General features: G+C 46.2%; 20 protein-coding genes, 5 tRNA genes and 3 rRNA genes. 19 read left to right on the top strand and 9 right to left on the bottom strand.

Annotated elements, in window-relative coordinates; all coding sequences use genetic code 11:
- Window positions 1-91: 91 nt before the first annotated feature.
- The 5 genes from J4N43_RS15500 (at window position 92) to tnpA (ending at window position 4,009) form a co-directional block, all read left to right on the top strand.
- Complete coding sequence (locus tag J4N43_RS15500) at window positions 92-1,186, top strand: LysM peptidoglycan-binding domain-containing protein (protein WP_158159525.1); 1,095 nt, start codon at window positions 92-94, stop codon at window positions 1,184-1,186.
- Window positions 1,170-2,279: a DNA-processing protein DprA gene (gene dprA, locus J4N43_RS15495; RefSeq protein ID WP_158159526.1), complete on the top strand. Its 1,110-nt coding sequence runs from the start codon at window positions 1,170-1,172 to the stop codon at window positions 2,277-2,279. The genes J4N43_RS15500 and dprA overlap by 17 nt, the downstream gene beginning before the upstream one ends.
- A gap of 2 nt (window positions 2,280-2,281) precedes the next feature.
- Window positions 2,282-2,761, top strand: a complete 480-nt coding sequence (locus J4N43_RS15490; protein ID WP_005379074.1) for a DUF494 family protein — start codon at window positions 2,282-2,284, stop codon at window positions 2,759-2,761.
- Between the two features lie 76 nt (window positions 2,762-2,837).
- Window positions 2,838-3,407, top strand: coding sequence for a DNA topoisomerase family protein (locus J4N43_RS15485; RefSeq protein WP_158159527.1), 570 nt, complete (start codon window positions 2,838-2,840; stop codon window positions 3,405-3,407).
- 167 nt (window positions 3,408-3,574) lie between these two features.
- Complete coding sequence (tnpA, locus tag J4N43_RS15480) at window positions 3,575-4,009, top strand: IS200/IS605 family transposase (RefSeq protein ID WP_062730726.1); 435 nt, start codon at window positions 3,575-3,577, stop codon at window positions 4,007-4,009.
- 78 nt (window positions 4,010-4,087) lie between these two features.
- Here tnpA and J4N43_RS15475 read toward each other — a convergent pair whose 3' ends face one another.
- Window positions 4,088-5,221: a 5-(carboxyamino)imidazole ribonucleotide synthase gene (locus J4N43_RS15475; protein ID WP_053350838.1), complete on the bottom strand. Its 1,134-nt coding sequence runs from the start codon at window positions 5,219-5,221 to the stop codon at window positions 4,088-4,090.
- Window positions 5,222-5,225: 4 nt separating this feature from the next.
- Window positions 5,226-5,711: a 5-(carboxyamino)imidazole ribonucleotide mutase gene (gene purE / locus J4N43_RS15470; RefSeq protein WP_005379082.1), complete on the bottom strand. Its 486-nt coding sequence runs from the start codon at window positions 5,709-5,711 to the stop codon at window positions 5,226-5,228.
- A 199-nt stretch (window positions 5,712-5,910) separates the two neighbouring features.
- Between purE and tsaC the strand changes: the two genes are divergently transcribed.
- The 4 genes from tsaC to J4N43_RS15450 all read left to right on the top strand — a co-directional run bounded on the left by tsaC (window position 5,911) and on the right by J4N43_RS15450 (window position 8,635).
- The gene (tsaC, locus tag J4N43_RS15465) at window positions 5,911-6,468 is read left to right on the top strand and encodes an L-threonylcarbamoyladenylate synthase type 1 TsaC (RefSeq protein WP_005379084.1); all 558 of its coding nucleotides are present in this window, start codon (window positions 5,911-5,913) and stop codon (window positions 6,466-6,468) included.
- 47 nt (window positions 6,469-6,515) lie between these two features.
- Window positions 6,516-7,433, top strand: coding sequence for an oxygen-dependent coproporphyrinogen oxidase (hemF, locus tag J4N43_RS15460; RefSeq protein WP_053350839.1), 918 nt, complete (start codon window positions 6,516-6,518; stop codon window positions 7,431-7,433).
- Between the two features lie 101 nt (window positions 7,434-7,534).
- Window positions 7,535-8,368 carry a shikimate dehydrogenase gene (gene aroE / locus J4N43_RS15455; protein WP_025768913.1) on the top strand — a complete coding sequence of 278 codons (834 nt, stop codon included), beginning with the start codon at window positions 7,535-7,537 and terminating at the stop codon, window positions 8,366-8,368.
- A 3-nt stretch (window positions 8,369-8,371) separates the two neighbouring features.
- Window positions 8,372-8,635, top strand: a complete 264-nt coding sequence (locus J4N43_RS15450; protein WP_005379090.1) for a DUF1488 family protein — start codon at window positions 8,372-8,374, stop codon at window positions 8,633-8,635.
- Window positions 8,636-8,642: 7 nt separating this feature from the next.
- Here J4N43_RS15450 and J4N43_RS15445 read toward each other — a convergent pair whose 3' ends face one another.
- Entirely contained in the window at window positions 8,643-9,191 is a 549-nt protein-coding gene (locus J4N43_RS15445; protein WP_005379096.1) for a gamma carbonic anhydrase family protein, read from the bottom strand.
- Between the two features lie 507 nt (window positions 9,192-9,698).
- Between J4N43_RS15445 and J4N43_RS15440 the strand changes: the two genes are divergently transcribed.
- The 6 genes from J4N43_RS15440 (at window position 9,699) to rrf (ending at window position 15,056) form a co-directional block, all read left to right on the top strand.
- A 16S ribosomal RNA gene (locus J4N43_RS15440) occupies window positions 9,699-11,251 on the top strand.
- 89 nt (window positions 11,252-11,340) lie between these two features.
- Window positions 11,341-11,416 (top strand) — tRNA-Glu (locus tag J4N43_RS15435).
- A gap of 2 nt (window positions 11,417-11,418) precedes the next feature.
- A tRNA-Lys gene (locus tag J4N43_RS15430) sits at window positions 11,419-11,494 on the top strand.
- Between the two features lie 28 nt (window positions 11,495-11,522).
- Window positions 11,523-11,598, top strand: a tRNA-Val gene (locus J4N43_RS15425).
- A 358-nt stretch (window positions 11,599-11,956) separates the two neighbouring features.
- Window positions 11,957-14,845: ribosomal RNA gene (locus tag J4N43_RS15420) — 23S ribosomal RNA — on the top strand.
- A 94-nt stretch (window positions 14,846-14,939) separates the two neighbouring features.
- A 5S ribosomal RNA gene (gene rrf, locus J4N43_RS15415) occupies window positions 14,940-15,056 on the top strand.
- The 16S, 23S and 5S rRNA genes sit together here with 3 tRNA genes alongside, the layout of an rRNA operon.
- Window positions 15,057-15,147: 91 nt before the next feature.
- Here the strand turns inward: rrf and ilvY are convergent.
- On the bottom strand, window positions 15,148-16,038 hold the full coding sequence (gene ilvY, locus J4N43_RS15410; RefSeq protein ID WP_005379097.1) for an HTH-type transcriptional activator IlvY: 891 nt from the start codon (window positions 16,036-16,038) through the stop codon (window positions 15,148-15,150).
- Between the two features lie 143 nt (window positions 16,039-16,181).
- Here ilvY and ilvC point away from each other — a divergent pair, with 143 nt between their 5' ends.
- Entirely contained in the window at window positions 16,182-17,666 is a 1,485-nt protein-coding gene (gene ilvC, locus J4N43_RS15405) for a ketol-acid reductoisomerase (RefSeq protein WP_053349780.1), read from the top strand.
- A 278-nt stretch (window positions 17,667-17,944) separates the two neighbouring features.
- Here the strand turns inward: ilvC and ubiK are convergent, their stop codons facing one another.
- The 4 genes from ubiK to J4N43_RS15385 all read right to left on the bottom strand — a co-directional run bounded on the left by ubiK (window position 17,945) and on the right by J4N43_RS15385 (window position 23,166).
- Window positions 17,945-18,196: a ubiquinone biosynthesis accessory factor UbiK gene (gene ubiK, locus J4N43_RS15400; RefSeq protein WP_005379099.1), complete on the bottom strand. Its 252-nt coding sequence runs from the start codon at window positions 18,194-18,196 to the stop codon at window positions 17,945-17,947.
- Between the two features lie 131 nt (window positions 18,197-18,327).
- Window positions 18,328-21,450, bottom strand: coding sequence for a multidrug efflux RND transporter permease subunit VmeD (gene vmeD / locus J4N43_RS15395; RefSeq protein WP_053349779.1), 3,123 nt, complete (start codon window positions 21,448-21,450; stop codon window positions 18,328-18,330).
- Between the two features lie 12 nt (window positions 21,451-21,462).
- Window positions 21,463-22,566, bottom strand: coding sequence for an efflux RND transporter periplasmic adaptor subunit (locus tag J4N43_RS15390; protein ID WP_053349778.1), 1,104 nt, complete (start codon window positions 22,564-22,566; stop codon window positions 21,463-21,465).
- Between the two features lie 18 nt (window positions 22,567-22,584).
- Window positions 22,585-23,166: a TetR/AcrR family transcriptional regulator gene (locus J4N43_RS15385; protein ID WP_005384254.1), complete on the bottom strand. Its 582-nt coding sequence runs from the start codon at window positions 23,164-23,166 to the stop codon at window positions 22,585-22,587.
- 170 nt (window positions 23,167-23,336) lie between these two features.
- Between J4N43_RS15385 and rep the strand changes: the two genes are divergently transcribed.
- The gene (gene rep / locus J4N43_RS15380) at window positions 23,337-25,352 is read left to right on the top strand and encodes a DNA helicase Rep (RefSeq protein ID WP_005379104.1); all 2,016 of its coding nucleotides are present in this window, start codon (window positions 23,337-23,339) and stop codon (window positions 25,350-25,352) included.
- Window positions 25,353-25,425: 73 nt separating this feature from the next.
- Here the strand turns inward: rep and J4N43_RS15375 are convergent, their stop codons facing one another.
- Entirely contained in the window at window positions 25,426-25,839 is a 414-nt protein-coding gene (locus J4N43_RS15375) for a c-type cytochrome (protein ID WP_005384252.1), read from the bottom strand.
- A 335-nt stretch (window positions 25,840-26,174) separates the two neighbouring features.
- Here J4N43_RS15375 and J4N43_RS15370 point away from each other — a divergent pair.
- Window positions 26,175-26,251, top strand: a tRNA-Arg gene (locus tag J4N43_RS15370).
- A 33-nt stretch (window positions 26,252-26,284) separates the two neighbouring features.
- Window positions 26,285-26,360: transfer RNA gene (locus tag J4N43_RS15365), tRNA-His, on the top strand.
- Window positions 26,361-26,418: the final 58 nt, after the last annotated feature.

Below are 26,418 nucleotides of genomic sequence, written 5' to 3'. Positions count from 1 at the left end.
GCTCAATTCTAGACATTTTATAGCCTAAATGACAGCATCCTTGCACCAATTTCCATTCTGGTTCCTGCTTAATAGACCAAGGACGAGGGTCATGAATCGAATTTTCCGCAACGTTGCCAGTGTTACGTTGCCGTTACTTTTCTCTTTCAACGCTGTAGCAAATGTGGATGCGAACCCACTGACTGTTAAAGATGATGCGCCACAAACGTATGTAGTCGTGAAGGGCGATACGCTATGGGATATTTCGGCCATGTACTTAGATAGCCCGTGGTTGTGGCCTCGTTTATGGCAAGTAAACCCGGAAATCGATAACCCTCATTTAATTTATCCCGGAGATAAGCTGTCTTTGGTGTGGATTAACGGTCAGCCCGTGTTGAGCCTAAAACCGGTTAAGAAGCTTAGCCCGAAAGCTCGCATCACAGAAAAGAAAGCCGTACCAACGGTCGCGGAAGGTTTGGTGATGCCTTACCTTAAATCGGATCGGTTGCTAGATAAAGATTCGTTGAACAGAGCAGCAAAAGTGATGGGTAGCAGCAAAGGCAGTAAGTATCTGACTGCAGAAGATGTGCTGTATATCAATGGCAATCAGACCGCGACAGGTTGGGCTATTTACCGACCAGTAGCTACCTTTTCGCGTGGCGATGTGTCCGAAGAGATTACCGCGCTGCGTTTGATTGCCAAAGGCGAGCTCGTTGAAGCTTCGAGTGATTATTCAGGTTTGAAGCTTACATCGCAAATGCAAGAAATCCTACGTAACGATATCGCGTTGCCAAATCAATCGGTTGAGAATACTGACTTCACGACTACGTTCTATCCGCTGCCGTCGCCACAAGGCAGTTCTGCAAAGTTGCTAGGTAATATCGAAGGCATTCGCTTTAGTTCAACTAACCAAGTCGTGGTGATTGATAAAGGCACGTCAGACAATCTGAAGCAAGGCAGTGTGTTTGATTTAAAAGAAGACGCGCACCCAGTTTACAAAGACGGCGATGAGTTCAAGAAAGAGTTTGGCGTGCTTGATAAGAAAATTACTTTGCCTCAAAGCAAAGTTGGTGAGTTGCTGGTCATTCGTCCTTATGAGTACTTTAGCTTGGCACTGATCACTAACAGTACTAAACCCATTAACCAAGATATTTCGGTGGTGTCACCGTTGGCGGACGAATTAACCATCGATGAATCGACGAAATAACGATGATCTCGCTGCCTGGTTAAAACTGAGTTGTTTACCAGGCATTGGCGGCGTCAAAATGAATAAGCTACTGGCAAGAGACACGCCACGTAACATCGTAAACTTCTCTCCTGAACAGCTACAACAACTTGGGTTAACAACTAAGCAAATTCAAGCTTGGGCTTCAACAGATAAAGAAGTCGATGCTTGTTTAAGCTGGCTTGAGACTTCTACAAATCATCAAATCCTGACACTGACTGACCCGTGTTATCCACCTCAGCTCAAACAAATCGTTGCACCGCCACCTCTACTTTTTGTTCAAGGATACCCTACTTGTCTTTCTCAGCCACAAATCGCGATGGTTGGAAGTCGAAATGCGAGTATTGATGGATTACAGCATGCACGTCAGTTTGCTGCAGAGTTTGTTCAGCACGATTTTATTGTCACCAGTGGTCTCGCTTTAGGCATTGATGGTCATGCGCATGATGGTGCGTTGCAAGCGGGTGGTAAGACGATTGCGGTGCTAGGATCTGGCTTAGAAAATATTTATCCGGCACGTCATCGTGGTTTAGCGCAACGTGTTATTGAACATGGGGCTTTGGTGTCTGAGTTTCGGCCTAATGCCAAGCCGCGCCCAGAAAACTTCCCGCGTCGTAATCGTATTATTAGTGGATTATCGCTTGGTGTACTGGTCGTCGAGGCGGCGAAAAAGAGCGGCTCGTTAATTACAGCTCGTTACGCGCTTGAGCAAGGTCGAGAAGTATTTGCTCTGCCAGCGTCAATCAATGCCCCCAATGCCTGCGGTGGAAACCAGTTGATACGTCATGGCGCTTGCCTCGTAGAAAAGACGAAAGATGTCTTAGATGAAATACAGTCCTTGCTTGATTGGTCTATTAATCAGAGTACCGATTTATTTTCTACGTTAAATGATGAAGAAGAATTGCCATTTCCTCAGCTGTTAGCTAACGTAGGAAGTGAAGCTACACCGGTTGATATTCTTGCAAACAGGACCAATATACCTGTCCAAGAAGTCATGATGCAGCTCTTAGAGTTAGAACTCTCTGGGCATGTCGTTGCGGTTTCAGGTGGCTATATTCGAAAGGGGAGGGGCTAGCTATGATGATGGATATACTGATGTATCTATTCGAAACCTACATCCATAGCGATGCAGAGTTACAGGTCGAACAAGACGAGTTGGAAGAAGAGTTGCTTCGTGCAGGCTTCCAACAAAAAGATATCTACAAAGCCCTTGTCTGGTTAGAAGAGCTTGCCGCATTGCAGCAAAGTGACACCTCTTCTGCAATCTCGACTTGCATGGCTTCGTCATCAACTCGTATCTACACAGCGAAAGAGATGCAGCGTTTAGATTTGGAATGCCGAGGTTTTCTATTGTTTCTCGAGCAAATCAATGTGTTAACCACAGAAACTCGCGAAATGGTGATTGACCGAGTGATGGGATTAGAAACGAGTGAGTTTGAGCTTGAAGATCTCAAATGGATCATTCTGATGGTGCTGTTTAATGTGCCTGGCAACGAAAACGCTTACACGCTAATGGAAGAGCTGTTGTACACCAAGGAACAAGGGATTCTTCACTAACCATCTGGGCAAGTTCGAGTTTAACTAGAATAAACGCGAGCTTGTCTTTTTGTGTGTTTTTCACGAAACGGTAAGTATGAGTAGTAAAATCGACAACACCCTTTTCTCTGCCCATGAACACGCTTTGGAGCACGAGCCGTGTCCAAAATGTGGTGGTGAGCTGACTCTCAAGCACGGAAAACATGGCCCATTTCTCGGCTGTAACTATTACCCAAGCTGTGATTACATTAAATCGCTACACAGCAATGATGGTCACATCGTGAAAGAGTTGGGTGTGCCTTGTCCTGAGTGTGGCAATGAGTTGGTTCTCCGCCAAGGGCGCTACGGTATGTTCGTCGGTTGTAGCCATTACCCGGCTTGTCATCATATTGAGTCGATTAATCAACCAGAGCCAGAGGCGCAGTCACAAGAGCAACACGCTTGCCCTGAATGTGGCAAAGGACATTTGGTTGAGCGTAAAACCCGATTTGGCAAAACATTCTACGCGTGTGATAACTACCCTAAATGCAAATTTGCTGTGAACCTTGCTCCGGTCAAGGGGCGATGCGAAGAGTGTGGTTTTACTCTGTTGGTGGAGAAGAAACTTGCCAGTGGTGTGAAATTGCAATGTGCTAATCGTAAGTGTCAGCACACCCAGCAAGGGTAAATGAATCAAAGGAATTGAAAAGGGTCGCATCGTGCGACCCTTTTTTTGTTTTCAGCCCTAAACCACCTACTTCAGTAGGTGGTTATCATCCGTTTCGGCTTTGCCTGTAAAACTACTCATGCTAAATGCGTCTTTGATTTTTCCAGAAGTCAAAGAGGACAAATAACATGAGTAGATACAATCAAGCATCCCACGTATTTTGGCGTTGTCAATACCATATAGTGTGGACGCCAAAGTATCGATTTAGGATCTTGAAGAACAATATAGGTAAAGAAGTTTATCGATGTATTTATGTTTACTGTAATCAACTTGGATGTGAAGTCGTAGAGCTAAACGTACAAGTTGACCACGTACATTTAGTTGTAAAGGTCCCACCAAAGCTTTCGATATCCAAGTTGATGGGGGTATTGAAAGGCAAAATAGCCTTAAAGCTATTTAGCAAGTTTCCTCACCTTAGGAAGAATAGGCTTTGGGGTAATCACTTTTGGCAAAGAGGCTATTTTGTCGATAGTGTTGGAATCAATGAAGAAACAATACGCCGATATGTAAGACATCAAGAGAAGCAAGAGCGAGTAGAGCAGCAGCAATTGGCGCTGGACTAAACAAAGGCCCCCTTTTAGGGGGCTCACACAAAGCCACCTTCTTTAGAAGGTGGTAATTTACTTTTTTGCTGCCAAACATTAGTGTTGAGGCTGTTTAGCGAACGCTTGCACGGCTGGGAAAGCTATTGGGTCTAAGATGTCTGCCAGGGCGCACAACCTACGGTGCAATTCTCCTGGGTAGTCGCCACACACGTTGATGTGTCCCATCTTGCGACCTGCACGTTTCTCTTTGCCATACCAATGAAGGTGGCAACCATCCATTGATAACAATGCATCTGGTAGTGTGTCTTCACCAAGAATATTGATCATTGAGGTTTCACGAACCAATTTCGTACTACCTAATGGTAAGCCGCACACTGCGCGCAGATGGTTTTCAAACTGACACGTTTCTGCACCTTGCTGTGTCCAGTGACCAGAGTTGTGCACGCGTGGAGCAATCTCATTCACTAAAAGTGCCCCATCGACATCAAAGAACTCAAGCGCTAATACGCCAACGTAATCTAGGCTATCTGCGACTGCCGTGAACATTTGCTTTGCTTGTTCCTGTAACCCTGGCGCATCAATCGCAGTAGAAAGACTCAATACACCGTTGGTGTGAACATTCTCTGCCAGAGGGTACACTTCCACACTGCCATCTTTGCTTCGAGCACCAACCAGTGATACTTCGCGGTTAAAAGGAACAAACTCTTCAGCAACAATCGCTTGAGTTGGTGTTGCCGCGATGCACTCTGCCATCTCAGTCCAAATGTCGTCGACTTGAGAAGCTTCTTTTAAGCGCCATTGGCCTTTACCATCGTAACCACCTAATGCACTTTTCAGAACCATTGGCATACCAACGTGTTCAATTGCGCGCTCAAAGTCTTCACGAGTTTCAATGACGTAGTATTTCGCGTTGCGCACGCCAGCATCATCAAGCAGTGCCTTTTCAATACGGCGATCACCACCTGCTTTGATGGCTTGCGTACTTGGTAGGAACTTGCCGCTCGCTTCGCAAACTTTGAGCACGTCATGTGGAATATGCTCGAACTCGGCAGTAATCACATCAACTTGCGTAATCGCATTTTCCAAGCCATGGCCAAGTACCTGTTGAGTTAAAGGGTGAACGACATCACCGCTGCTGACATCGTAAGCTGAAATTTGAATATTCAGTGGCGCACCAGCCAGAGACATCATACGAGCCAACTGACCCGCACCAAGAACCAGTACATGCATCTGATTAATCCTCTGCAGGGTTTGGATTTGCGAGAACTGTTTCCGTTTGCTCATTACGGAATGCTTCTACCTTCGCCATGATGTTTTCATCATGAGTGCCTAGGATTTGCGCTGCTAGGATACCGGCGTTTGCTGCGCCCGCTTCGCCAATCGCCAATGTACCAACCGCAATTCCCTTTGGCATCTGTACAATAGAAAGCAGTGAATCCATACCTTTCAGTGCACGAGACTGAACGGGAACCCCAAGCACTGGCAAACTAGTAAACGCCGCCGCCATACCTGGTAGGTGGGCTGCACCACCTGCGCCTGCGATGATAACTTTGATGCCGCGTTCTTTTGCGCCACTAGCGTAGTCAGCCAGTAATTGAGGAGTTCGGTGTGCTGACACGACTTTTGTTTCGTAAGGCACGCCAAATTGGTCTAGCATGTCCGCTGCTAGTTTCATGGTTGGCCAATCGGATTTAGAACCCATGATGATACCGACTTTCATCTCAAACTCCTTTAAGCTGCAAAAATTAGGTGAGCTATAAATTTGTGCGCATTATACGGGGATTTTTATCTCAAGCAAACGTTTGCGTCTTGTTGTTGGCGCTATTGATACATTTTATAAAAAAATTGCTTTAGTGTCTGAGAATGAATATTTGTACACTTAGTGAAAACAACACAGTCAAACAAATAGGAAGTAATCGGTGGATAACTTTGAACAAGTGCTCAACGCACTCAAGCAAGGCGAAGTGATTGCCTATCCAACAGAAGGGGTTTTTGGTGTCGGATGTGATCCAGATAACCCAGAAGCAATTCAAAAGCTATTAGAGCTCAAGCAGCGTCCGGTAGAAAAAGGGCTGATTCTCATCGCGGCAAGTTATGATCAGCTCTTGCCTTATATTGATGAATCTCAGTTGACTGAAGAACAATTACAGACTGTTCATGCCACTTGGCCAGGCCCATACACTTGGATCATGCCAGCGAGCGATAAAGTATCCAACTGGGTTTCAGGGCAGTTTGATTCAATTGCGGTTCGTGTGACTGATCATCCTTTGGTGCAAAAAATGTGTAATGCATTCGGAAAGCCGTTAACCTCTACCAGCGCGAATCTTTCCGGCTTACCACCGTGTATGACCACGGAAGAAGTCGAAGAGCAGTTGGGTGATAAGCTGGTCGCCATTCTTCGTGGCGAGACCAGCGGTCGTGATAAACCCAGCGAGATTCGTGACGCCAAAACTTCACAAATATTAAGACAGGGTTAACCCTGCTAGCCAGCCATCATTAGGTTTCACGTAATAGGTAATAACGTATGTCAGCGATCGATAAGCACGCCGTAAAGCAGTTCTTGATGTCACTTCAGGACTCCATTTGTCAGCAGTTAGAACAAGAAGATGGAAAGGCCGTCTTTGTCGAGGATGCATGGCATCGTGAACCGGGCGAACGTCTTGGTGGCGGTGGGCGCTCACGTGTTATGCGTGATGGCCTTGTTTTCGAGCAGGGAGGCGTGAACTTCTCGCATGTGGAAGGGAAAGAAATGCCAGCATCTGCGACAGCGCATCGTCCAGAGCTAGCGGGTCGTCGTTTTGAAGCGATGGGTGTTTCTTTGGTTATTCACCCTAAAAACCCTTATGTACCGACTTCACACGCCAATGTCCGCTTCTTTATTGCAGAAAAAGATGGCGAAGACCCAATTTGGTGGTTTGGTGGTGGTTTTGACCTAACGCCGTTCTATCCATTTGAAGAAGATTGCCAATCATGGCACGACACTGCAAAACTGCTTTGTGCGCCATTTGGTGACGATGTTTACCAAGAGCATAAAGCATGGTGTGACAAATACTTCTTCCTACCACATCGTAATGAAACTCGCGGTGTTGGCGGTTTGTTCTTTGATGATCTAAACCAGTGGGAATTTGATAAGTGTTTTGCTTACATCAAAGCAGTCGGTGAAGGCTATTGCCAGGCTTACTTGCCGATCGTTTCTCGTCGTAAAGAGATCGAGTATGGTGAGCGTGAGCGTGAATTCCAACTATATCGTCGCGGCCGTTACGTAGAGTTCAACTTAGTGTATGACCGTGGTACCTTATTTGGTTTACAAAGTGGTGGGCGTACTGAGTCGATTCTGATGTCAATGCCGCCGCTCGCTCGCTGGGAGTACTGCTACGAGCCAGAAGCGGGATCGCCAGAAGCTGAACTTTACGAGCGATACCTAACGCCACGAGAGTGGTAAGCACGGAATCTCCTTTTCTATATAGATAGATAGTGATAGGGTCATCTGTAATCAGGTGGCCCTGTTTTCTCTATATCTAAGTAAGGAACAAAGGTAAGGAAATGACCCAGCAAATCGATCGCTATGCCGTGTTTGGTAATCCTATCGGACACAGTAAGTCGCCATTCATTCACACCTTGTTTGCTCGTCAAACTAATCAATCTTTGGTGTACACCGCAGAAAGTGCACCTGTTGATGGTTTTATTGACGCGGCGAAGGTGTTTTTTGCTGAAGGTGGCAAGGGGTGTAACATCACTATGCCATTTAAAGAAGATGCTTATCAATTTGCTAGTCGATTGACAGAACGGGCTCAGTTAGCAGGCGCGGTAAATACCCTCAAGAAGTTAGACGATGGTGAAATCATCGGTGACAACACTGATGGTGCAGGTTTAGTGCAAGATCTGCTTCAGCATCAGGTTGTATTGGAAGGCGCGCGAATCCTAATTATTGGCGCTGGTGGTGCAGCTCGTGGTGTTATTAAGCCACTACTTGATCAAAAGCCGACCTCTTTAACCATTACCAACCGTACCTTTAGTAAAGCACAGGAGCTTGCAGAGCTGTTTGTCTCTCACGGTCCTATCCTCGCCAAAGAGATAGCAAGTATTGATAAAGAGTATGATGTCATCATTAACTCCACATCCGCTTCTCTTAGTGGTGAACTGCCGACTATTTCATCCTCCATCTTTGCCGCTAACAGTACAAGCTATGACATGATTTATGGCAAAGGGGTGACGAGCTTTAACTTATGGGCAAAAGAGAATGGTGCCGCTCATGCGTATGACGGTCTTGGAATGTTAGTTGGGCAGGCTGCGGAAAGCTTTATGCTCTGGCGTGGCTTACGTCCTGGTGCCAAACAAATTCTCAGAGAACTAAGAAAGAATCTTGAAGGTCAATAAGCGATGAATCAATCCATCTTATTCCCAGATATTCAATCATGGGATGAAGTATCACAATCGGTAAACTTTTCGGCGCAACAATCAGGCGCACTAATAGAGTGCTTTGTGACGAAACAAAAGCTAGAAAAGCTCAGTGGTTCACTGATTGAAACTGAGCAAGCGGCAATTAAAGTGTTTACTGATTACCGATTCGACCTAGAAGAAATGGCTGAAGAGCTAATAGAAGATGAAGCCTTCAACGAAGAAGGCCATATCATCATCGGTTAACAGGTCTTTAGTTCAAGTCTTTTACTTCATTTAAGTAGTCGTTTTTGTTCTGCACATAGTTGTTGGCAGACTTTTGCAAGAAAGCTCGTTCTTTTTCTGATAGAGGGCGAGCTTGCTTTACTGGGCTTCCAACATATAAGTAGCCACTTTCTAATACTTTCCCTGGTGGCACTAAACTGCCTGCTCCGATCATCACCTCTGACTCAATTACAACAGCATCTAAAACAATAGCTCCCATACCAACCAAAACACGATCGTGGATCTCACAACCGTGCAGCATCACTTTGTGGCCAATCGTAACGTCATTACCAATAATCAATGGGTAGCCGTTTGGGTTTTCAGCGTTCTTATGGGTGACATGCAAAACACTGCCATCTTGAATATTCGTTCGATCACCAATGTGAATGTGGTTTACATCGCCTCGCGCTGCTACCAATGGCCAAATGCTAGAATCATCGCCAATTCGGATATCACCGACTAAAACAGAGGTTGGGTCAACGTAAACACGCTCACCAAGTTCAGGCTTTATACCTTTGTAGCTTCTCATTGAGCTCATCTTTTTTCCTTATTCAGGGCGATTACAGGGTGTATGGAGGTAGAATAGTAGTGAAAACTCGCCTTTTAGAATAAAAAACACCCAAACGATAAAAAAATCAAAAAAAACGAGAAAAAGGGCTTGCCAATGTGATCGCAATCTCTATAATGCCACCTCGCTGACACGGCAACGCTTCGAAGCTTAAGTTTCGAAAGTAAGAAGCCAAGTTAGCAAGCCAAATTAGCCAAGCGGAAACGCTTGAAGAAAGTTTGAAAAAAGTGATTGACACTAAACTTTAACTCGCTAAAATGGCCGTCCTGTTTTGAGCAAAGCTCAACAGGAAAGCTCTTTAACAATATAGACCTATCAATCTGTGTGGGCACTCGTTGATGATAATCCAATTAGAAGCTTCGGCTTCAAATTAGGTTTCAATGAAACGAAGTGACCATTGAATCTTCGGATTCAGCACAGTCAATTCAAACATTACTTTATGTAATGTTCAGTATTCATTGAGCCGAACAAAATCTTAAATTGAAGAGTTTGATCATGGCTCAGATTGAACGCTGGCGGCAGGCCTAACACATGCAAGTCGAGCGGAAACGAGTTATCTGAACCTTCGGGGAACGATAACGGCGTCGAGCGGCGGACGGGTGAGTAATGCCTAGGAAATTGCCCTGATGTGGGGGATAACCATTGGAAACGATGGCTAATACCGCATGATGCCTACGGGCCAAAGAGGGGGACCTTCGGGCCTCTCGCGTCAGGATATGCCTAGGTGGGATTAGCTAGTTGGTGAGGTAAGGGCTCACCAAGGCGACGATCCCTAGCTGGTCTGAGAGGATGATCAGCCACACTGGAACTGAGACACGGTCCAGACTCCTACGGGAGGCAGCAGTGGGGAATATTGCACAATGGGCGCAAGCCTGATGCAGCCATGCCGCGTGTGTGAAGAAGGCCTTCGGGTTGTAAAGCACTTTCAGTCGTGAGGAAGGTGGTAGTGTTAATAGCACTATCATTTGACGTTAGCGACAGAAGAAGCACCGGCTAACTCCGTGCCAGCAGCCGCGGTAATACGGAGGGTGCGAGCGTTAATCGGAATTACTGGGCGTAAAGCGCATGCAGGTGGTTTGTTAAGTCAGATGTGAAAGCCCGGGGCTCAACCTCGGAATAGCATTTGAAACTGGCAGACTAGAGTACTGTAGAGGGGGGTAGAATTTCAGGTGTAGCGGTGAAATGCGTAGAGATCTGAAGGAATACCGGTGGCGAAGGCGGCCCCCTGGACAGATACTGACACTCAGATGCGAAAGCGTGGGGAGCAAACAGGATTAGATACCCTGGTAGTCCACGCCGTAAACGATGTCTACTTGGAGGTTGTGGCCTTGAGCCGTGGCTTTCGGAGCTAACGCGTTAAGTAGACCGCCTGGGGAGTACGGTCGCAAGATTAAAACTCAAATGAATTGACGGGGGCCCGCACAAGCGGTGGAGCATGTGGTTTAATTCGATGCAACGCGAAGAACCTTACCTACTCTTGACATCCAGAGAACTTTCCAGAGATGGATTGGTGCCTTCGGGAACTCTGAGACAGGTGCTGCATGGCTGTCGTCAGCTCGTGTTGTGAAATGTTGGGTTAAGTCCCGCAACGAGCGCAACCCTTATCCTTGTTTGCCAGCGAGTAATGTCGGGAACTCCAGGGAGACTGCCGGTGATAAACCGGAGGAAGGTGGGGACGACGTCAAGTCATCATGGCCCTTACGAGTAGGGCTACACACGTGCTACAATGGCGCATACAGAGGGCGGCCAACTTGCGAAAGTGAGCGAATCCCAAAAAGTGCGTCGTAGTCCGGATTGGAGTCTGCAACTCGACTCCATGAAGTCGGAATCGCTAGTAATCGTGGATCAGAATGCCACGGTGAATACGTTCCCGGGCCTTGTACACACCGCCCGTCACACCATGGGAGTGGGCTGCAAAAGAAGTAGGTAGTTTAACCTTCGGGGGGACGCTTACCACTTTGTGGTTCATGACTGGGGTGAAGTCGTAACAAGGTAGCGCTAGGGGAACCTGGCGCTGGATCACCTCCTTAAACGATGATTATTGCGATGAGTGTTCACACAGATTGATACGGTTTATGAAGTTTAAGAGATAGAACATCCCCCAAGATGTTCACTTAGTGTCCCGTTCGTCTAGAGGCCTAGGACACCGCCCTTTCACGGCGGTAACAGGGGTTCGACTCCCCTACGGGATACCATTGGGTCGTTAGCTCAGTTGGTAGAGCAGTTGACTTTTAATCAATTGGTCGCAGGTTCGAATCCTGCACGACCCACCATTTCCTTCCACGGAAATCAAAACAATGTGGGCGATTAGCTCAGTTGGGAGAGCACCTGCCTTACAAGCAGGGGGTCACTGGTTCGAGCCCGGTATCGCCCACCATTCTCTAAGTATTTTTGGAATAAAACGTCCAAACCAGAACAAGCAATTGATACTGGTTGGTCTTTTTGACTCTGAAAGTCTTTAGAAAATGTAACTTCCTTGTGAAGCAACATAGCTCTTTAACAATTTGGAAAGCTGACAAAACAACAATTTATTGTTGTTTGTAAAGTTCTCAATGTTTATCGAAAGATAAACACCAAAAAACACATTCAAGTGTTCTTGGCTTTTTGTTTTCATTTTTTCTAAAAATGAAGGTAAAGAGATGAGTCCGGCAAAATCGAATGTCTCTCGCTCATTCAAATAATGAGAGACAACTTTGGTGATTTGAACATCAACTCGAAACTCCTTCGGGTTGTATGGTTAAGTGACTAAGCGTACACGGTGGATGCCTTGGCAGTCAGAGGCGATGAAGGACGTATTAACTTGCGATAAGCCCAGATTAGGTAGTAAAAACCATTTGAGTCTGGGATTTCCGAATGGGGAAACCCAATACCATAAGGTATTACTGTTGAGTGAATACATAGCTCAACAGGGCGAACCGGGGGAACTGAAACATCTAAGTACCCCGAGGAAAAGAAATCAACCGAGATTCCGAAAGTAGCGGCGAGCGAAATTGGACTAGCCCTTAAGCTTTACACGCGTTAGACGAACAGCCTGGAAAGGCCGACGATACAGGGTGATAGTCCCGTAGTTGACGACGTGTGTTCAGTGAAATCGAGTAGGGCGGGACACGTGATATCCTGTCTGAATATGGGGGGACCATCCTCCAAGGCTAAATACTACTGACTGACCGATAGTGAACCAGTACCGTGAGGGAAAGGCGAAAAGAACCCCTGTGAGGGGAGTGAAATAGAACCTGAAACCGTGTACGTACAAGCAGTAGGAGCAGGCTTGTCCTGTGACTGCGTACCTTTTGTATAATGGGTCAGCGACTTATATTCAGTGGCAAGGTTAACCATCTAGGGGAGCCGTAGGGAAACCGAGTCTTAACTGGGCGTTCAGTCTCTGGATATAGACCCGAAACCAGGTGATCTAGCCATGGGCAGGTTGAAGGTTGAGTAACATCAACTGGAGGACCGAACCGACTAATGTTGAAAAATTAGCGGATGACTTGTGGCTAGGGGTGAAAGGCCAATCAAACCTGGAGATAGCTGGTTCTCCCCGAAAGCTATTTAGGTAGCGCCTCGGACGAATACTACTGGGGGTAGAGCACTGTTAAGGCTAGGGGGTCATCCCGACTTACCAACCCTTTGCAAACTCCGAATACCAGTAAGTACTATCCGGGAGACACACGGCGGGTGCTAACGTCCGTCGTGGAGAGGGAAACAACCCAGACCGCCAGCTAAGGTCCCAAATTACTACTAAGTGGGAAACGATGTGGGAAGGCTCAGACAGCCAGGATGTTGGCTTAGAAGCAGCCATCATTTAAAGAAAGCGTAATAGCTCACTGGTCGAGTCGGCCTGCGCGGAAGATGTAACGGGGCTAAGTAGTAAACCGAAGCTGCGGCAATATACTTTTGTATATTGGGTAGGGGAGCGTTCTGTAAGCGGTTGAAGGTGTGTGGTAACGCATGCTGGACGTATCAGAAGTGCGAATGCTGACATGAGTAACGATAAAGGGGGTGAAAAACCTCCTCGCCGGAAGACCAAGGGTTCCTGTCCAACGTTAATCGGGGCAGGGTAAGTCGACCCCTAAGGCGAGGCCGAAAGGCGTAGTCGATGGGAAACGGGTTAATATTCCCGTACTTCTTACAATTGCGATGGGGGGACGGAGAAGGCTAGGTGGGCCTGGCGACGGTTGTCCAGGTTCAAGTGCGTAGGCTTAAGAGTTAGGTAAATCCGGCTCTTTCTAAGGCTGAGACACGACGTCGAGCACCTACGGGTGTGAAGTCATTGATGCCATGCTTCCAGGAAAAGCCTCTAAGCTTCAGATTGTAAGGAATCGTACCCCAAACCGACACAGGTGGTCGGGTAGAGAATACCAAGGCGCTTGAGAGAACTCGGGTGAAGGAACTAGGCAAAATGGTACCGTAACTTCGGGAGAAGGTACGCTCTCGACGGTGAAGTCCCTCGCGGATGGAGCTATTGAGAGTCGCAGATACCAGGTGGCTGCAACTGTTTATTAAAAACACAGCACTGTGCAAAATCGCAAGATGACGTATACGGTGTGACGCCTGCCCGGTGCCGGAAGGTTAATTGATGGGGTTAGACTTCGGTCGAAGCTCTTGATCGAAGCCCCGGTAAACGGCGGCCGTAACTATAACGGTCCTAAGGTAGCGAAATTCCTTGTCGGGTAAGTTCCGACCTGCACGAATGGCGTAATGATGGCCACGCTGTCTCCACCCGAGACTCAGTGAAATTGAAATCGCTGTGAAGATGCAGTGTACCCGCGGCTAGACGGAAAGACCCCGTGAACCTTTACTACAGCTTGGCACTGAACATTGACCCTACATGTGTAGGATAGGTGGGAGGCTTTGAAGCGCAGTCGCTAGATTGCGTGGAGCCGTCCTTGAAATACCACCCTTGTAGTGTTGATGTTCTAACGTCGACCCCTATCGGGGTTGCGGACAGTGCCTGGTGGGTAGTTTGACTGGGGCGGTCTCCTCCCAAAGCGTAACGGAGGAGCACGAAGGTGGGCTAATCACGGTTGGACATCGTGAGGTTAGTGCAATGGCATAAGCCCGCTTGACTGCGAGAATGACAATTCGAGCAGGTGCGAAAGCAGGTCATAGTGATCCGGTGGTTCTGAATGGAAGGGCCATCGCTCAACGGATAAAAGGTACTCCGGGGATAACAGGCTGATACCGCCCAAGAGTTCATATCGACGGCGGTGTTTGGCACCTCGATGTCGGCTCATCACATCCTGGGGCTGAAGTCGGTCCCAAGGGTATGGCTGTTCGCCATTTAAAGTGGTACGCGAGCTGGGTTTAGAACGTCGTGAGACAGTTCGGTCCCTATCTGCCGTGGGCGTTGGAGAATTGAAAGGGGCTGCTCCTAGTACGAGAGGACCGGAGTGGACGAACCTCTGGTGTTCGGGTTGTGTCGCCAGACGCATTGCCCGGTAGCTAAGTTCGGGATCGATAACCGCTGAAAGCATCTAAGCGGGAAGCGAGCCTTGAGATGAGTTCTCCCTGATACTTTAAGTATCCTAAAGGGTTGTCGTAGACTACGACGTTGATAGGCAGGGTGTGTAAGCGTTGTGAGGCGTTGAGCTAACCTGTACTAATTGCCCGTGAGGCTTAACCATACAACACCCAAGGGGTTTTGATGGACTCAATGAAAGAAAATTGAATGTGTAGTAACGAGAATTAAAAAAACAGCTTTCCAGATTAAAGAATTTGCTTGGCGACCATAGCGTTTTGGACCCACCTGATTTCCATGCCGAACTCAGAAGTGAAACGAAATAGCGCCGATGGTAGTGTGGGGCTTCCCCATGTGAGAGTAGGACATCGCCAGGCTTTAAATTTAAGAAGCCCGCTCGAAAGAGCGGGCTTTTTTGCTTCTATAGAGTTTTAAAATTAGCTCACTTTATACCTAAAAAGTGCTCATCTAAGGTGCGATATACTTGCTCTCTGCAACCTTCCAAAAGGCTTTAACAAGCGGATTCTCCAGCTGAGTTTTGTTGCAGCAAACACCAAGTTTAAAAGGTTTAATTGGTAAGACTTTTAAACGATTTATCTTTTCTCTTACCGGACTGTTGTTGATTACAACATCAGGTGCGATACCTACTCCACACCCCAATGCAACCATACTTACGATGGCTTCATGTCCGGAGGTTTGTGCGTAGATCTTTGGCTTTATTTTCATTTGTTTGAGCCAAGTATTGGCCCTGTCCCTTGCCGTTCCTGCTTCTGGGAGTATGAATGGAATGACCGACCAGTCTGGTTTTTCTTTTTGTAGCTCTTCAGCAAACGCACTAACCCCAACAGGTACGATGACAGAAAGTGGGATTTCACTGATCGTTTCAAATGCGATTTTATTTGGCATCTGTTCTGACTTGGCTGATATGGCAATATCGGCTTCATCTGCTAGTATTTTGTCGATCGCTTGAGCTGGATCGCCGGTTGATAGTTTGAATTCAATGAAAGGGTTCTGAATACGAAAGTCAGATATTAGCTCCGGAAGATGGCTGTAGCTTGCAGTAACAGAACAAAAGAGACGGATTTCTCCTTTCAATTCATCCTCGGTTCCCTTCAGATGACTCTGATACTGCTGCCATTCGCCAAGAATCTTTAAGGCGACTGGGACTAGCTTTTTACCTTGGATAGTTAAATCAACGCTACGGTTGTCGCGTAAAAACAATTGTTGGCTGGTTTCCTCCTCTAATTTTTGTATCTGTCGGCTTAAGGCTGAAGGGCTAATATGCATTGCCGCTGCGGTCTTGGCGAAACTTTTACTCTCACAGAGATGAATGAAAAGTTGCAGGCTTTTGATATTCATTAAATTTTCATTTCCACGTTGCATAAATTGCAATAACTAATTGTGAATATATCACTTTAAGCAATCTCATGTCTGTTTTAGTATAAAGTTATTCGGTAAGGCAATTACTGACCTCAATGGAAGAATCTCAAAGGAGCACCCAGATGGCTAATTATTTCAATACCCTAAACTTGCGCGAGCAGTTGGACCAATTAGGTCGTTGTCGTTTTATGGACCGCAGTGAGTTCGCTTCAGAAGCGGATTATCTGAAAGGTAAGAAAGTAGTCATTGTTGGTTGTGGTGCTCAAGGTCTTAACCAAGGTCTGAACATGCGCGACTCTGGTCTAGACGTTGCTTATGCGCTTCGCCAAGCCGCGATTGATGAGCAACGCCAGTCATTCAAAAACGCAAAAGACAACGGTTTTGAGGTAGGTAGCTACGAAACGCTAATTCCACAAGCTGATCTAGTAGTAAACCTTACTCCAGATAAGCAGCACACAAACGTTGTTGAGACGGTAATGCCGTTAATGAAAGAAGGCGCAGCACTAGGTTACTCTCACGGTTTCAACGTTGTTGAAGAAGGCATGCAAATCCGTAAAGACCTAACGGTAGTAATGGTTGCACCTAAATGTCCAGGTACGGAAGTTCGTGAAGAATACAAGCGCGGTTTCGGTGTACCGACTCTTATCGCTGTTCACCCAGAGAACGACCCAAAAGGTGAAGGTTGGGATATCGCGAAAGCTTGGGCTGCAGCAACAGGTGGTCACCGTGCAGGCTGTCTAGAGTCTTCTTTTGTTGCTGAGGTGAAATCTGACCTAATGGGTGAGCAAACTATCCTTTGTGGCATGCTACAGGCTGGCTCTATCGTATGTTACGAGAAGATGATTGCTGATGGTATCGATCCTGGCTACGCTGGTAAGCTTCTTCAATACGGTTGGGAAACCATCACTGAAGCACTGAAGTTTGGTGGTATCACTCACATGATGGATCGCCTAACTAACCCTGCAAAAGTGAAAGCATTTGAGCTTTCTGAAGAGCTAAAAGAACTGATGCGTCCGCTATACAACAAGCACATGGATGACATTATCACCGGTCACTTCTCTAGCACTATGATGTCTGACTGGGCAAACGACGATGCAAATCTACTAGGCTGGCGTGCAGAAACAGGTGAAACTGCTTTCGAAAACTACTCAGAAACTGACGTAGAAATCTCTGAGCAAGAGTACTTCGATAACGGTATCTTGATGGTTGCTATGGTTCGTGCGGGCGTTGAGCTAGCATTCGAAGCGATGACGGCATCTGGCATCATCGATGAGTCTGCTTACTATGAGTCTCTACACGAGCTGCCACTTATCGCAAACACTATCGCACGTAAGCGTTTATACGAGATGAACGTGGTTATCTCAGACACTGCGGAATACGGTAACTACCTGTTCGCTAACGTAGCAACGCCGCTTCTACGTGAGAAGTTTATGCCAGCCGTAAATACTGACGTAATTGGTAAAGGTTTAGGTGAAACGTCTAACCAAGTGGATAACGCGACTCTTATCGCTGTGAATGAAACAATCCGTAACCACCCTGTAGAGTACATCGGTGAAGAGCTACGTGGTTACATGACTGATATGAAGCGTATCGCGGTGGGCGGCTAAATTACTGGCCTTAAGGTTCCATTTTGGTGTCGAAGGTGCTCGTTTACTATCGTAAAGTCCGCGCCTTCTCCTAGAAATGAAGCCTTAATACTGCGTAATTTACTTAGTCTCAAGTAACGCAGTAGATAAACTCCAGGCAGACTGGAGTGATAAATACAAAATAAAACACAACATCTAATCAAAAGGCTTGGTCGCCGTTGACCAAGCCTTTTTGTTTTTAGCCGATTTATCTGCGCGCCGATAAGAAAAACGCTCCTTTGTGAGGAGCGCTTTGATACTTATTTTTCAGCAAGCTTTTCTTCAAGTTGCGCCAACTTCTGTTCCATTTCTGTTAGCTTTTGACGTGTACGTAGTAAAACTTGAGTTTGAACATCAAACTCTTCGCGACTTACAACATCTAGCTTGTTTAGCTGGCCTTGGATTACTTGACGAACTTTCTGATCGACATCAGAGCCCAATTCTTTTACAGGTTGAGGCATTGAGTCGTGAATCTGTTTAGCAATTTGCTCTAATTTCTTTGGGTCAAACATAGTGGCTAAAACTCCTTTTGATTTGTCCTCATTTTAAGTAAATGATACGTGAAAGTCGCCACTTAGATGGCAAAAAAGAGAGCGGCAATAAAAAAGGCCACCGAAGTGACCTTTTTGAGTGCCTTAATAGCTTATCTGTTATCCGCTAATTCACGATGAGCTGCTTTCGCTTCGTCAACTCGCGCTAACTTCTCCAAGTCTTTGTCTTCAACAAATACTGGCAGAGGTTTGTGTTTTTCAGCTAGGTAGCTGTAAATCACAGGTAGTACGAATAGTGTGAACAGTGTACCGATTGCAAGGCCAGCAACGATGACGATACCGATACTGAAACGTTGCGCGGCACCTGCACCTGTTGCGTACATCAGCGGGATCAAACCTGCGATCATCGCTGCAGTGGTCATTAGGATAGGGCGAAGACGCACTTTCGCAGCTTCCATCACCGCATCAATACGAGACCGTTTATTATGTAACTGCTCTTCTTTGGCTACTTCACAGATCAAGATACCGTGCTTGGTTATTAGGCCGACCAGCGTGATCAAACCAACCTGCGAGTAGATGTTCATCGAGGCTGTACCCCAGGCCAATGCGATCAAGGCACCACAGATTGCCAGAGGTACAGATACCATGATGACAATAGGATCGCGGAGTGATTCAAATTGAATCGCCAGAACGAGGAAGATGATCGCAAGTGCAAGACCAAAGGTTGCATACAAGGCACTACCTTCCGTTACAAACTGACGAGATTCGCCCATGTAATCATGGTTATACCCTGCAGGCAGTTTGGTTTGTGCAATATTTTCAAACCAATTAACTGCATCCCCCATCGAAACACCAGGGCCTGTAACAGCCCCCACAGTTGCTGAGTTTAGCTGGTTGAAGTGTGGCAAAGAGCGAGGCTCAGCCACCACATCAATGGTAATCAGACTACCTAATGGAACCGCTTTACCATCCACAGAGCGTACATAGTAGTTCTTCATCGATTCTGGGTTTAGACGCCATTTACGCTCAACCTGAGGAATTACCTCATAAGAGCGGCCATTTAGGTCGATACGGTTTACATAACCATCTGCCATCATGGTGCTGAGGGTGATACCAATGTCTTGCATAGTCACACCGTAGGCACCTGCTTTGTCTTTATCGATCTTGATCTTCATCGTTGCAGAATCATATTTCAGATCCAGATCGGAATAGACAAACATTGGACTGCTTGCTACTTCCGACAGAATGTCATTTGCAACGGTAAACAAACTTTCAAAGTTGTTTGGCGTTGTAATTACGAACTGTACAGGAAGGCCTGAACCAGCACCTGGTAGCTCCGGCATTTCGTAGGCAGCAATAGACATTCCCGGAATGCTCGAAACAAGCCCGCCAACACGCTGTTTGATTTCTGCTTGGCTCGCTTCTCGTTCGCCCCATGGTTTGAGTGTAGCTAAACCAAACGCTTGGTTAGAATCCGGTACACCGTTAAATACCTGAGCGTATTCCACTTCTGGTTGATCAGAGAGAATCTTATTCACATCATCCATGGTGTTTTGGATGTAGTCCAAATTCGAATTTGATGGTGCGGTCCCTATGAGTACTACAACACCTTTATCTTCAGATGGAGCTAGCTCGCTAGGAATAAACTTGAATAGGACTGGTAAACTTGCGAATACAATTATCGCAAACACGATCACCACTGGTCGGCTAGCCATTATTGCTTTTAACATGCTTGCGTAGCGATTAGTCATGCCATCAAGTACATGGTGAACTTTTTGCTCAAACTTGCTTGGCTTCTCGTTCGCCTTCAGCATCTTCGAACACATCACTGGTGATAGTGTCAAAGCGATGATGCCGGATACGAATACTGAACCTGCCAGTGTCAAAGCGAACTCTTTGAACAATGAACCGGTGATACCACCCATCAATGCGATCGGCGCGTACACTGCACCTAGCGTCAATGTCATCGCGATAACTGGAACCGCAATTTCACGCGTACCAATAATTGCAGCTCGGAATGGCGATTCCCCTTCTTTGATGTGACGGTCAACGTTTTCTAGTACAACGATCGCGTCATCCACCACCAGACCGATGGCAAGCACCATCGCCAGTAGCGTCATCAAGTTCCAAGAGAAACCCATTGCCTGCATCACCATTGCCACACCAATCAATGAAAGTGGAATGGTCACGATAGGAATGATTACCGCGCGGAATGAACCTAGGAACAGTGTGATAACCACAAGTACGATGACCGCTGCTTCAAGAATCGTTTTCACTACTTCGTGAATCGATTCGTTGATGGCGATAGTTGAGTCGTACATCACGTTCATTTTGATGTTACTTGGTAGGTTGCGCTCAAGCTGAGGCAACAGTTCAAGTACGTCTGCTGCAATGTTGATTGGGTTAGCGCTTGGTGCTGCGTTGATCGCCGCAACCACGGCTTCTTGACCGTTTGCACTTGCGCGATAAACGTCGTGACTCTTCTCCAGCGTTACTTTAGCGATATCACCTAGGCGGATGACATCCCCTTCACCAGTTTTCACGACCAATGCTTCAAGTTCAGCAACGTTTGATACCTGAGTATCTGCGCTACCGTTATAAAGTACGAACTCACCCGTCGCTTGACCGGTTGCAGATTGGTAGTTGTTGGCGTTAAGAACGCTCATCACATCCGTAGCGGTCAACTTCAAAGCGCCCATTTTGGCAGGATCTAACCATACGCGCAGTGCGTACTTCATACCACCATACAGGTCAACTTTGGATACACCGTTTACAGTGAACAACTGCGGGTTGATTACACGCTCAAGGTAGTCAGTGATCTGGCTTGAAGATAACTCGTCACTCGTAAAGCCGATGTACAGTACCGCCGTTGTCGAACCTGTCGACATGGTTACGGTTGGATCTTCGGCTTCTTTTGGAAGCTGAGAACGTACTGAGTTCGTTTTCGCTAAGATATCAGCCAATGCTGCATTCGGGTCAGTATTCAACTTCATGTTGACAGTAATGGTTGATTTACCTAGTACCGATTGCGAAGTCATGTAATCAATATTATCGGCTTGCGCCACCGCTTGCTCCAATGGCTGAGTAATAAAGCCTTGGATCAAGTTGGCACTTGCACCGTAGTAACTGGTGGTCACGGTGACCACCGTATTCGTCATTTCAGGGTACTCACGAACTTGCATTTTGAACACCGCTTGCAAACCAAGCAATGCAATCAAAAAGCTGATCGATACCGCTAAAACTGGACGTTTTATAAAAACATCTGTAAAGCGCATGATGCCTCCAACTTAAAGCATTGGTGTTTCAGCAGGTGGGGTAGTTGCATCGCTTTCGACAATGCTTACTTTCGCATGGTTACTCAAACGGACTTGACCCGATGTCACTACCACATCACCTGGCTTCACGCCTTCTAGAATGTGTGCGATATCTTTAGAGCGTTCGCCAACTTTTACCACATGCTGCTTAACGCGTTTTTCGCCATCTTCTTCTGTTACGATGTAAACATTGTCGCCATATAGCGTAAATGTGATCGCGGTTTGAGGTAGAGTGACCTGATTTTCTAACTTAGGCAGAATGATGTTTGCACGCGCGAACATACCACTACGCAGTTTGCCGTCACTGTTAGGGATATCCGCTTGAACTTGAATCAAACCACTTTGTACGTTTACAGCTGGTTCAATCGCAGAAATAGACCCTTTGAAAGGTTGGTCTGGATAAGCGTCAACAAAGATATCCACTTCTTGGTCGATATTGATACGTGAAATATCGGTTTGCGGCACGGTAAAGCGTAAACGCATCACGCTGGTGTCTTCCAGGCGAACAATATCGGTACCCGCTTGTAGGTACTGACCTAGGTACACGTTACGAATACCTACTACACCATCAAATGGCGCTTTGATTTCGCGTCGGTCGATGGTCGCTTTCAAGCTTTCAATGTCCGCTTTTAAGGAGAAGTAGTTCGCTTCTGCTTCGTCATACGCTTCTTTAGAAATAGAGCCTTTTTTAAATAGCCCTTGGTAGCGTTTGTATTTCGCTTCTGCTGCTGGCAACTTGGCTTGCGAGCTCTTTAAATTCGCTTTCTCAACGTCAGAGTCAAGCAGTACTAGTGGCTGACCTGCTTTGACTTGAGTACCGGAATCAAATGCGATTTTATCGATAACACCGCTCGTTTCGTTCGCTACCGTCACGCCTTGATTTGGCTCGATAAAACCAATTGCCTCGATGACTGGTACCCAATCCACCGCTTGCACTTCAGTTACGGTTACTGGGAATGCTGGTTCAGGGCGATTGGCAAACTGCTCCATTTTGTCTTTGATATCAATTAGTCTGTATGTAACAACGCTACCAAAAAGTAATAAAACAATTGATAGCATCAAAATCCACTTTTTCATTCTATTAAGAACTCCAAGTTAGTGTTTAATAATTGCATCCCAACTGGCTTCAATAGCGGCCTCTAATGCCGTCTTATCCAGTTGATAAAATCCCAAAGCGTGTTTCCGAGCAAGTGCAACACTTGCCTCAAAACTTAATCCAGAAAGTACTTCGTTATCGAGAAGCTTGAATACTCCCTCGTCTTTACCCTGATTAAAAAGAAGATCTACTTGGGCAAACATTTGTCTCTCAAGTTCCCGAGCTTTGCTACTATTTGAACAGGGTAAAGATTCATATTGGACTCGGTTGCTGATCGCACTTAAGTTCGAGCTCGCTAGATTCCAAATATTGAGCCACATGGTTCGATAACGCTGTTTTAAAGGCATCTCTTCACTAACACCTAGTTGCACCGCAGTAGCAACACGCTTAGCAACGTTAAGGCGTAGTTCCTCTAAAAGATGTTCTTTATCTGAGAAATAACGGTAAATCGTCCCTGCTGCGACACCTGCCTCATTGGCGAGCTTTTGCATGGAAAGCCCTTGAAAGCCAGATTCAGCAATGAGTTGTTCAGCAGCGACTAAGATTTGTTCTCGTTTATCTACAGCAGGGTTATCCTTCATAATGTCACCCTTTAGTGAATGAACGTTCATTCATTATAGCTTAAATACCCGCCATTTATGCAACAGAATATTGCACTTAATTGGTGTAAAAATTACAAGAAATCAGCATAGCTTTCACGAGGCCACCCCTTTATCATAGGCGCCACATTCATCACCCGCAGAGAATTTCTATGAAGCTGAACCCTAGTCAAGATGAAGCCGTGAAATACGTGTCTGGTCCATGCCTAGTGCTAGCTGGTGCTGGCTCGGGCAAAACTCGTGTTATTACCAATAAAATCGCTTATCTGGTTCAGCAATGTGGTTACAAAGCGCGTAACATTGCGGCGGTGACGTTTACCAACAAAGCGGCACGTGAAATGAAGGAGCGTGTAGGTCAAACGTTAGGGAAAGGTGAGTCTAAAGGTTTGATGGTATCAACATTCCACACTTTAGGATTGAACATCATCAAGCGTGAGTACAAGCATTTAGGGTTGAAAGCGGGCTTCTCACTGTTTGATGACCAAGACCAGCTAGCGCTGCTCAAAGAGCTTACTGAAAAGCAGCTTGATGGTGATAAAGATCTGCTACGTCAGCTTCTGAGTTGTATTTCCAACTGGAAAAACGACATGTTGACGCCAGAGCAAGCCAAAGCGCGTGCGCAAGGTGAACAGCAACAATTGTTTGCGTTCTGTTTTGATATGTACCAAAAGCAAATGAAAGCCTATAACGCGCTTGATTTTGATGACCTAATTTTGATGCCCGTTTTACTCTTACGTAATCATGAAGACGTTCGTCAGCGTTGGCAGAATCGTATCCGTTACCTACTGGTTGACGAGTATCAAGATACCAACACGAGTCAGTATGAGCTGGTCAAATTAATTGTCGGAGAACGTGGACGATTGACGGTTGTAGGGGATGACGATCAGTCTATTTATTCATGGCGTGGTGCGAAACCTCAGAACCTCGTGTTGCTGGGTGAAGATTATCCGAATTTGCGTTTGATTAAGCTAGAGCAAAACTACCGTTCAACGAGTCGAATCCTGCGTGCGGCCAACATTTTGATAGCTAACAACCCTCACGTCTATGAGAAGTCCCTGTTCTCTGAAATTCCTGACGGTGAAAAACTCAAAGTGTTGTTGGCTAAAAATGAAGAGCACGAAGCAGAGCGCGTAACGGGTGAACTAATTGCGCATAAGTTCCTAAACCGTACCGAATATAAAGATTATGCGATTCTATATCGTGGTAACCACCAATCACGTTTGATTGAAAAGTCTCTGATGCAAAACCGTGTACCGTATAAAATTTCTGGCGGCACCTCGTTTTTTGCGCGCGCAGAGATTAAAGACATCATGGCGTATTTGCGCGTTTTGGTTAATCCGGATGACGACAATGCATTTTTGCGCATTGTGAACACTCCGCGACGTGAAATTGGCCCAGTAACGTTAGAGAAATTAGGCAGTTATGCCAATATGCGAGGCAAGAGCTTGTTTGAGTCGAGCTTTGAAATGGGGCTCGAACAGCACCTAACGGGACGTGGCCTAGAAAACCTGCGTCGTTTCACCCAATGGCTAGTGGCGATTGCTGATCAAGCTGAGCGTGGTGATACCGTCGAAGCGGTTCGTTCGCTAGTTCGTGATATCCATTATGAAGATTGGCTATACGAAACTTCAGCAAGTCCGAAAGCCGCTGAAATGCGAATGAAGAACGTTTCTGATCTTTATTCATGGATAGTGGCGGACCTAGAGGGTGACAACTACGATCAAGAAGAGAAAACGTTAAAAGAAGTCGTTCAACGTTTGACCTTGCGTGACATGATGGAGCGCGGTGAAGAAGATGAAGACAGTGATGCAGTACAACTGATGACCTTGCACGCATCAAAAGGCCTTGAGTTCCCATATGTATACTTAATTGGGTCCGAAGAAGGTATTTTACCGCACCAAACCAGTATTGATGAAGATAACGTGGAAGAAGAGCGTCGCCTGATGTACGTTGGTATTACTCGAGCGCAACGTGAACTGACTTTCACTATGTGCAAAGAGCGTCGGCAGTTCGGCGAGTTGATAAAACCGACTCAAAGCCGCTTTTTGGATGAGTTGCCATTTGATGACGTTGAATGGGAAGTAAACAAAAAGCCAGTATCAGCAGAAGAGCGTATGGCGAAAGGTCAAGCACACATTGCCAATATTCGAGCAATGTTCAAGAAGTAAAGTAACCTTGTTCTCACTGACTAAAAACAAAAAGGCTTGCCAACTGGCAAGCCTTTTTCGTTGATGTCTTTACTTATAGACCTTCAATCATGTGGTCAATTGCTGCGATGATTTCATCGTCAGAACAGTCCATACAGGTTCCTTTGGCTGGCATCGCATTGAAGCCTTCTAATGCGTGCTTCACTAACGTATCTTTGCCTTGTGCAATACGTGGTGCCCAATCATCGGCATTACCTGTTTTAGGTGCGCCGTTTACACCAGATGCGTGACAAGCAATACAAAAAGTACCATAAACTGTGGCGCCATCACGTGGACCGGTTGGTTCTTCTTTCACTGGCTCAGAACCCGCTAGATAAACATCACCGACAGGTTGGATGCGTTCTGCGATCGCATCGTATTCAGTTTGGCTGATGTCAGAAGCTAAAGCTGCCGTAGAAAACGTTAAGGCAGCGAACAAAACGCTAATCATTTGTCGAGACATATCCATTAAACCCACTTCACATTCCCGAGGTAAGTGACTTACCTATTTATATAGTTAGAGTATTAATGCCGAGCAGAGAAATCATTAAATTCCACTGAATGGCATAGAATGATTAGACAACTTGGTTGCAGCTGTTAAATCAATGTAAATAATGGGTGATTATATCCCGATAACTTGTTGCAATAAACAACAAGTTATCCATGACAGGGCGTGAATCACATCAAAAATCCACTTTAACGGAAGATAACTGTCGAAAAAGAGACCAAACGATAAAAAAAGTAAAAAAAGTACTAGACGGCATAGTGTGATATCCGTATTATTCCACTCCGCCGATAGGGCATGCGCCCGTAGCTCAGTTGGATAGAGCGTTGGCCTCCGGAGCCAAAGGTCGAAGGTTCGAATCCTTTCGGGCGTACCATTGCCTCGGAGGATACATCGGTAAAAATCAGTGGTGGCTATAGCTCAGTTGGTAGAGCCCCGGATTGTGATTCCGGTTGTCGCGAGTTCAAGTCTCGTTAGCCACCCCATTCTTTCTTTTTTAGATTGAATGCGGTAGCATTGCTCCCAATCTTGATTCAATCAAGA

Origin of the sequence: Vibrio sp. SCSIO 43009 (assembly GCF_023716525.1) — a bacterium.
In the GTDB taxonomy this organism is placed as follows: Bacteria; Pseudomonadota; Gammaproteobacteria; order Enterobacterales; family Vibrionaceae; genus Vibrio; species Vibrio alginolyticus.
The sequence above is the reverse complement of the archived record's forward strand: the minus strand, read 5'-3'. Positions and strand labels throughout refer to the sequence as shown.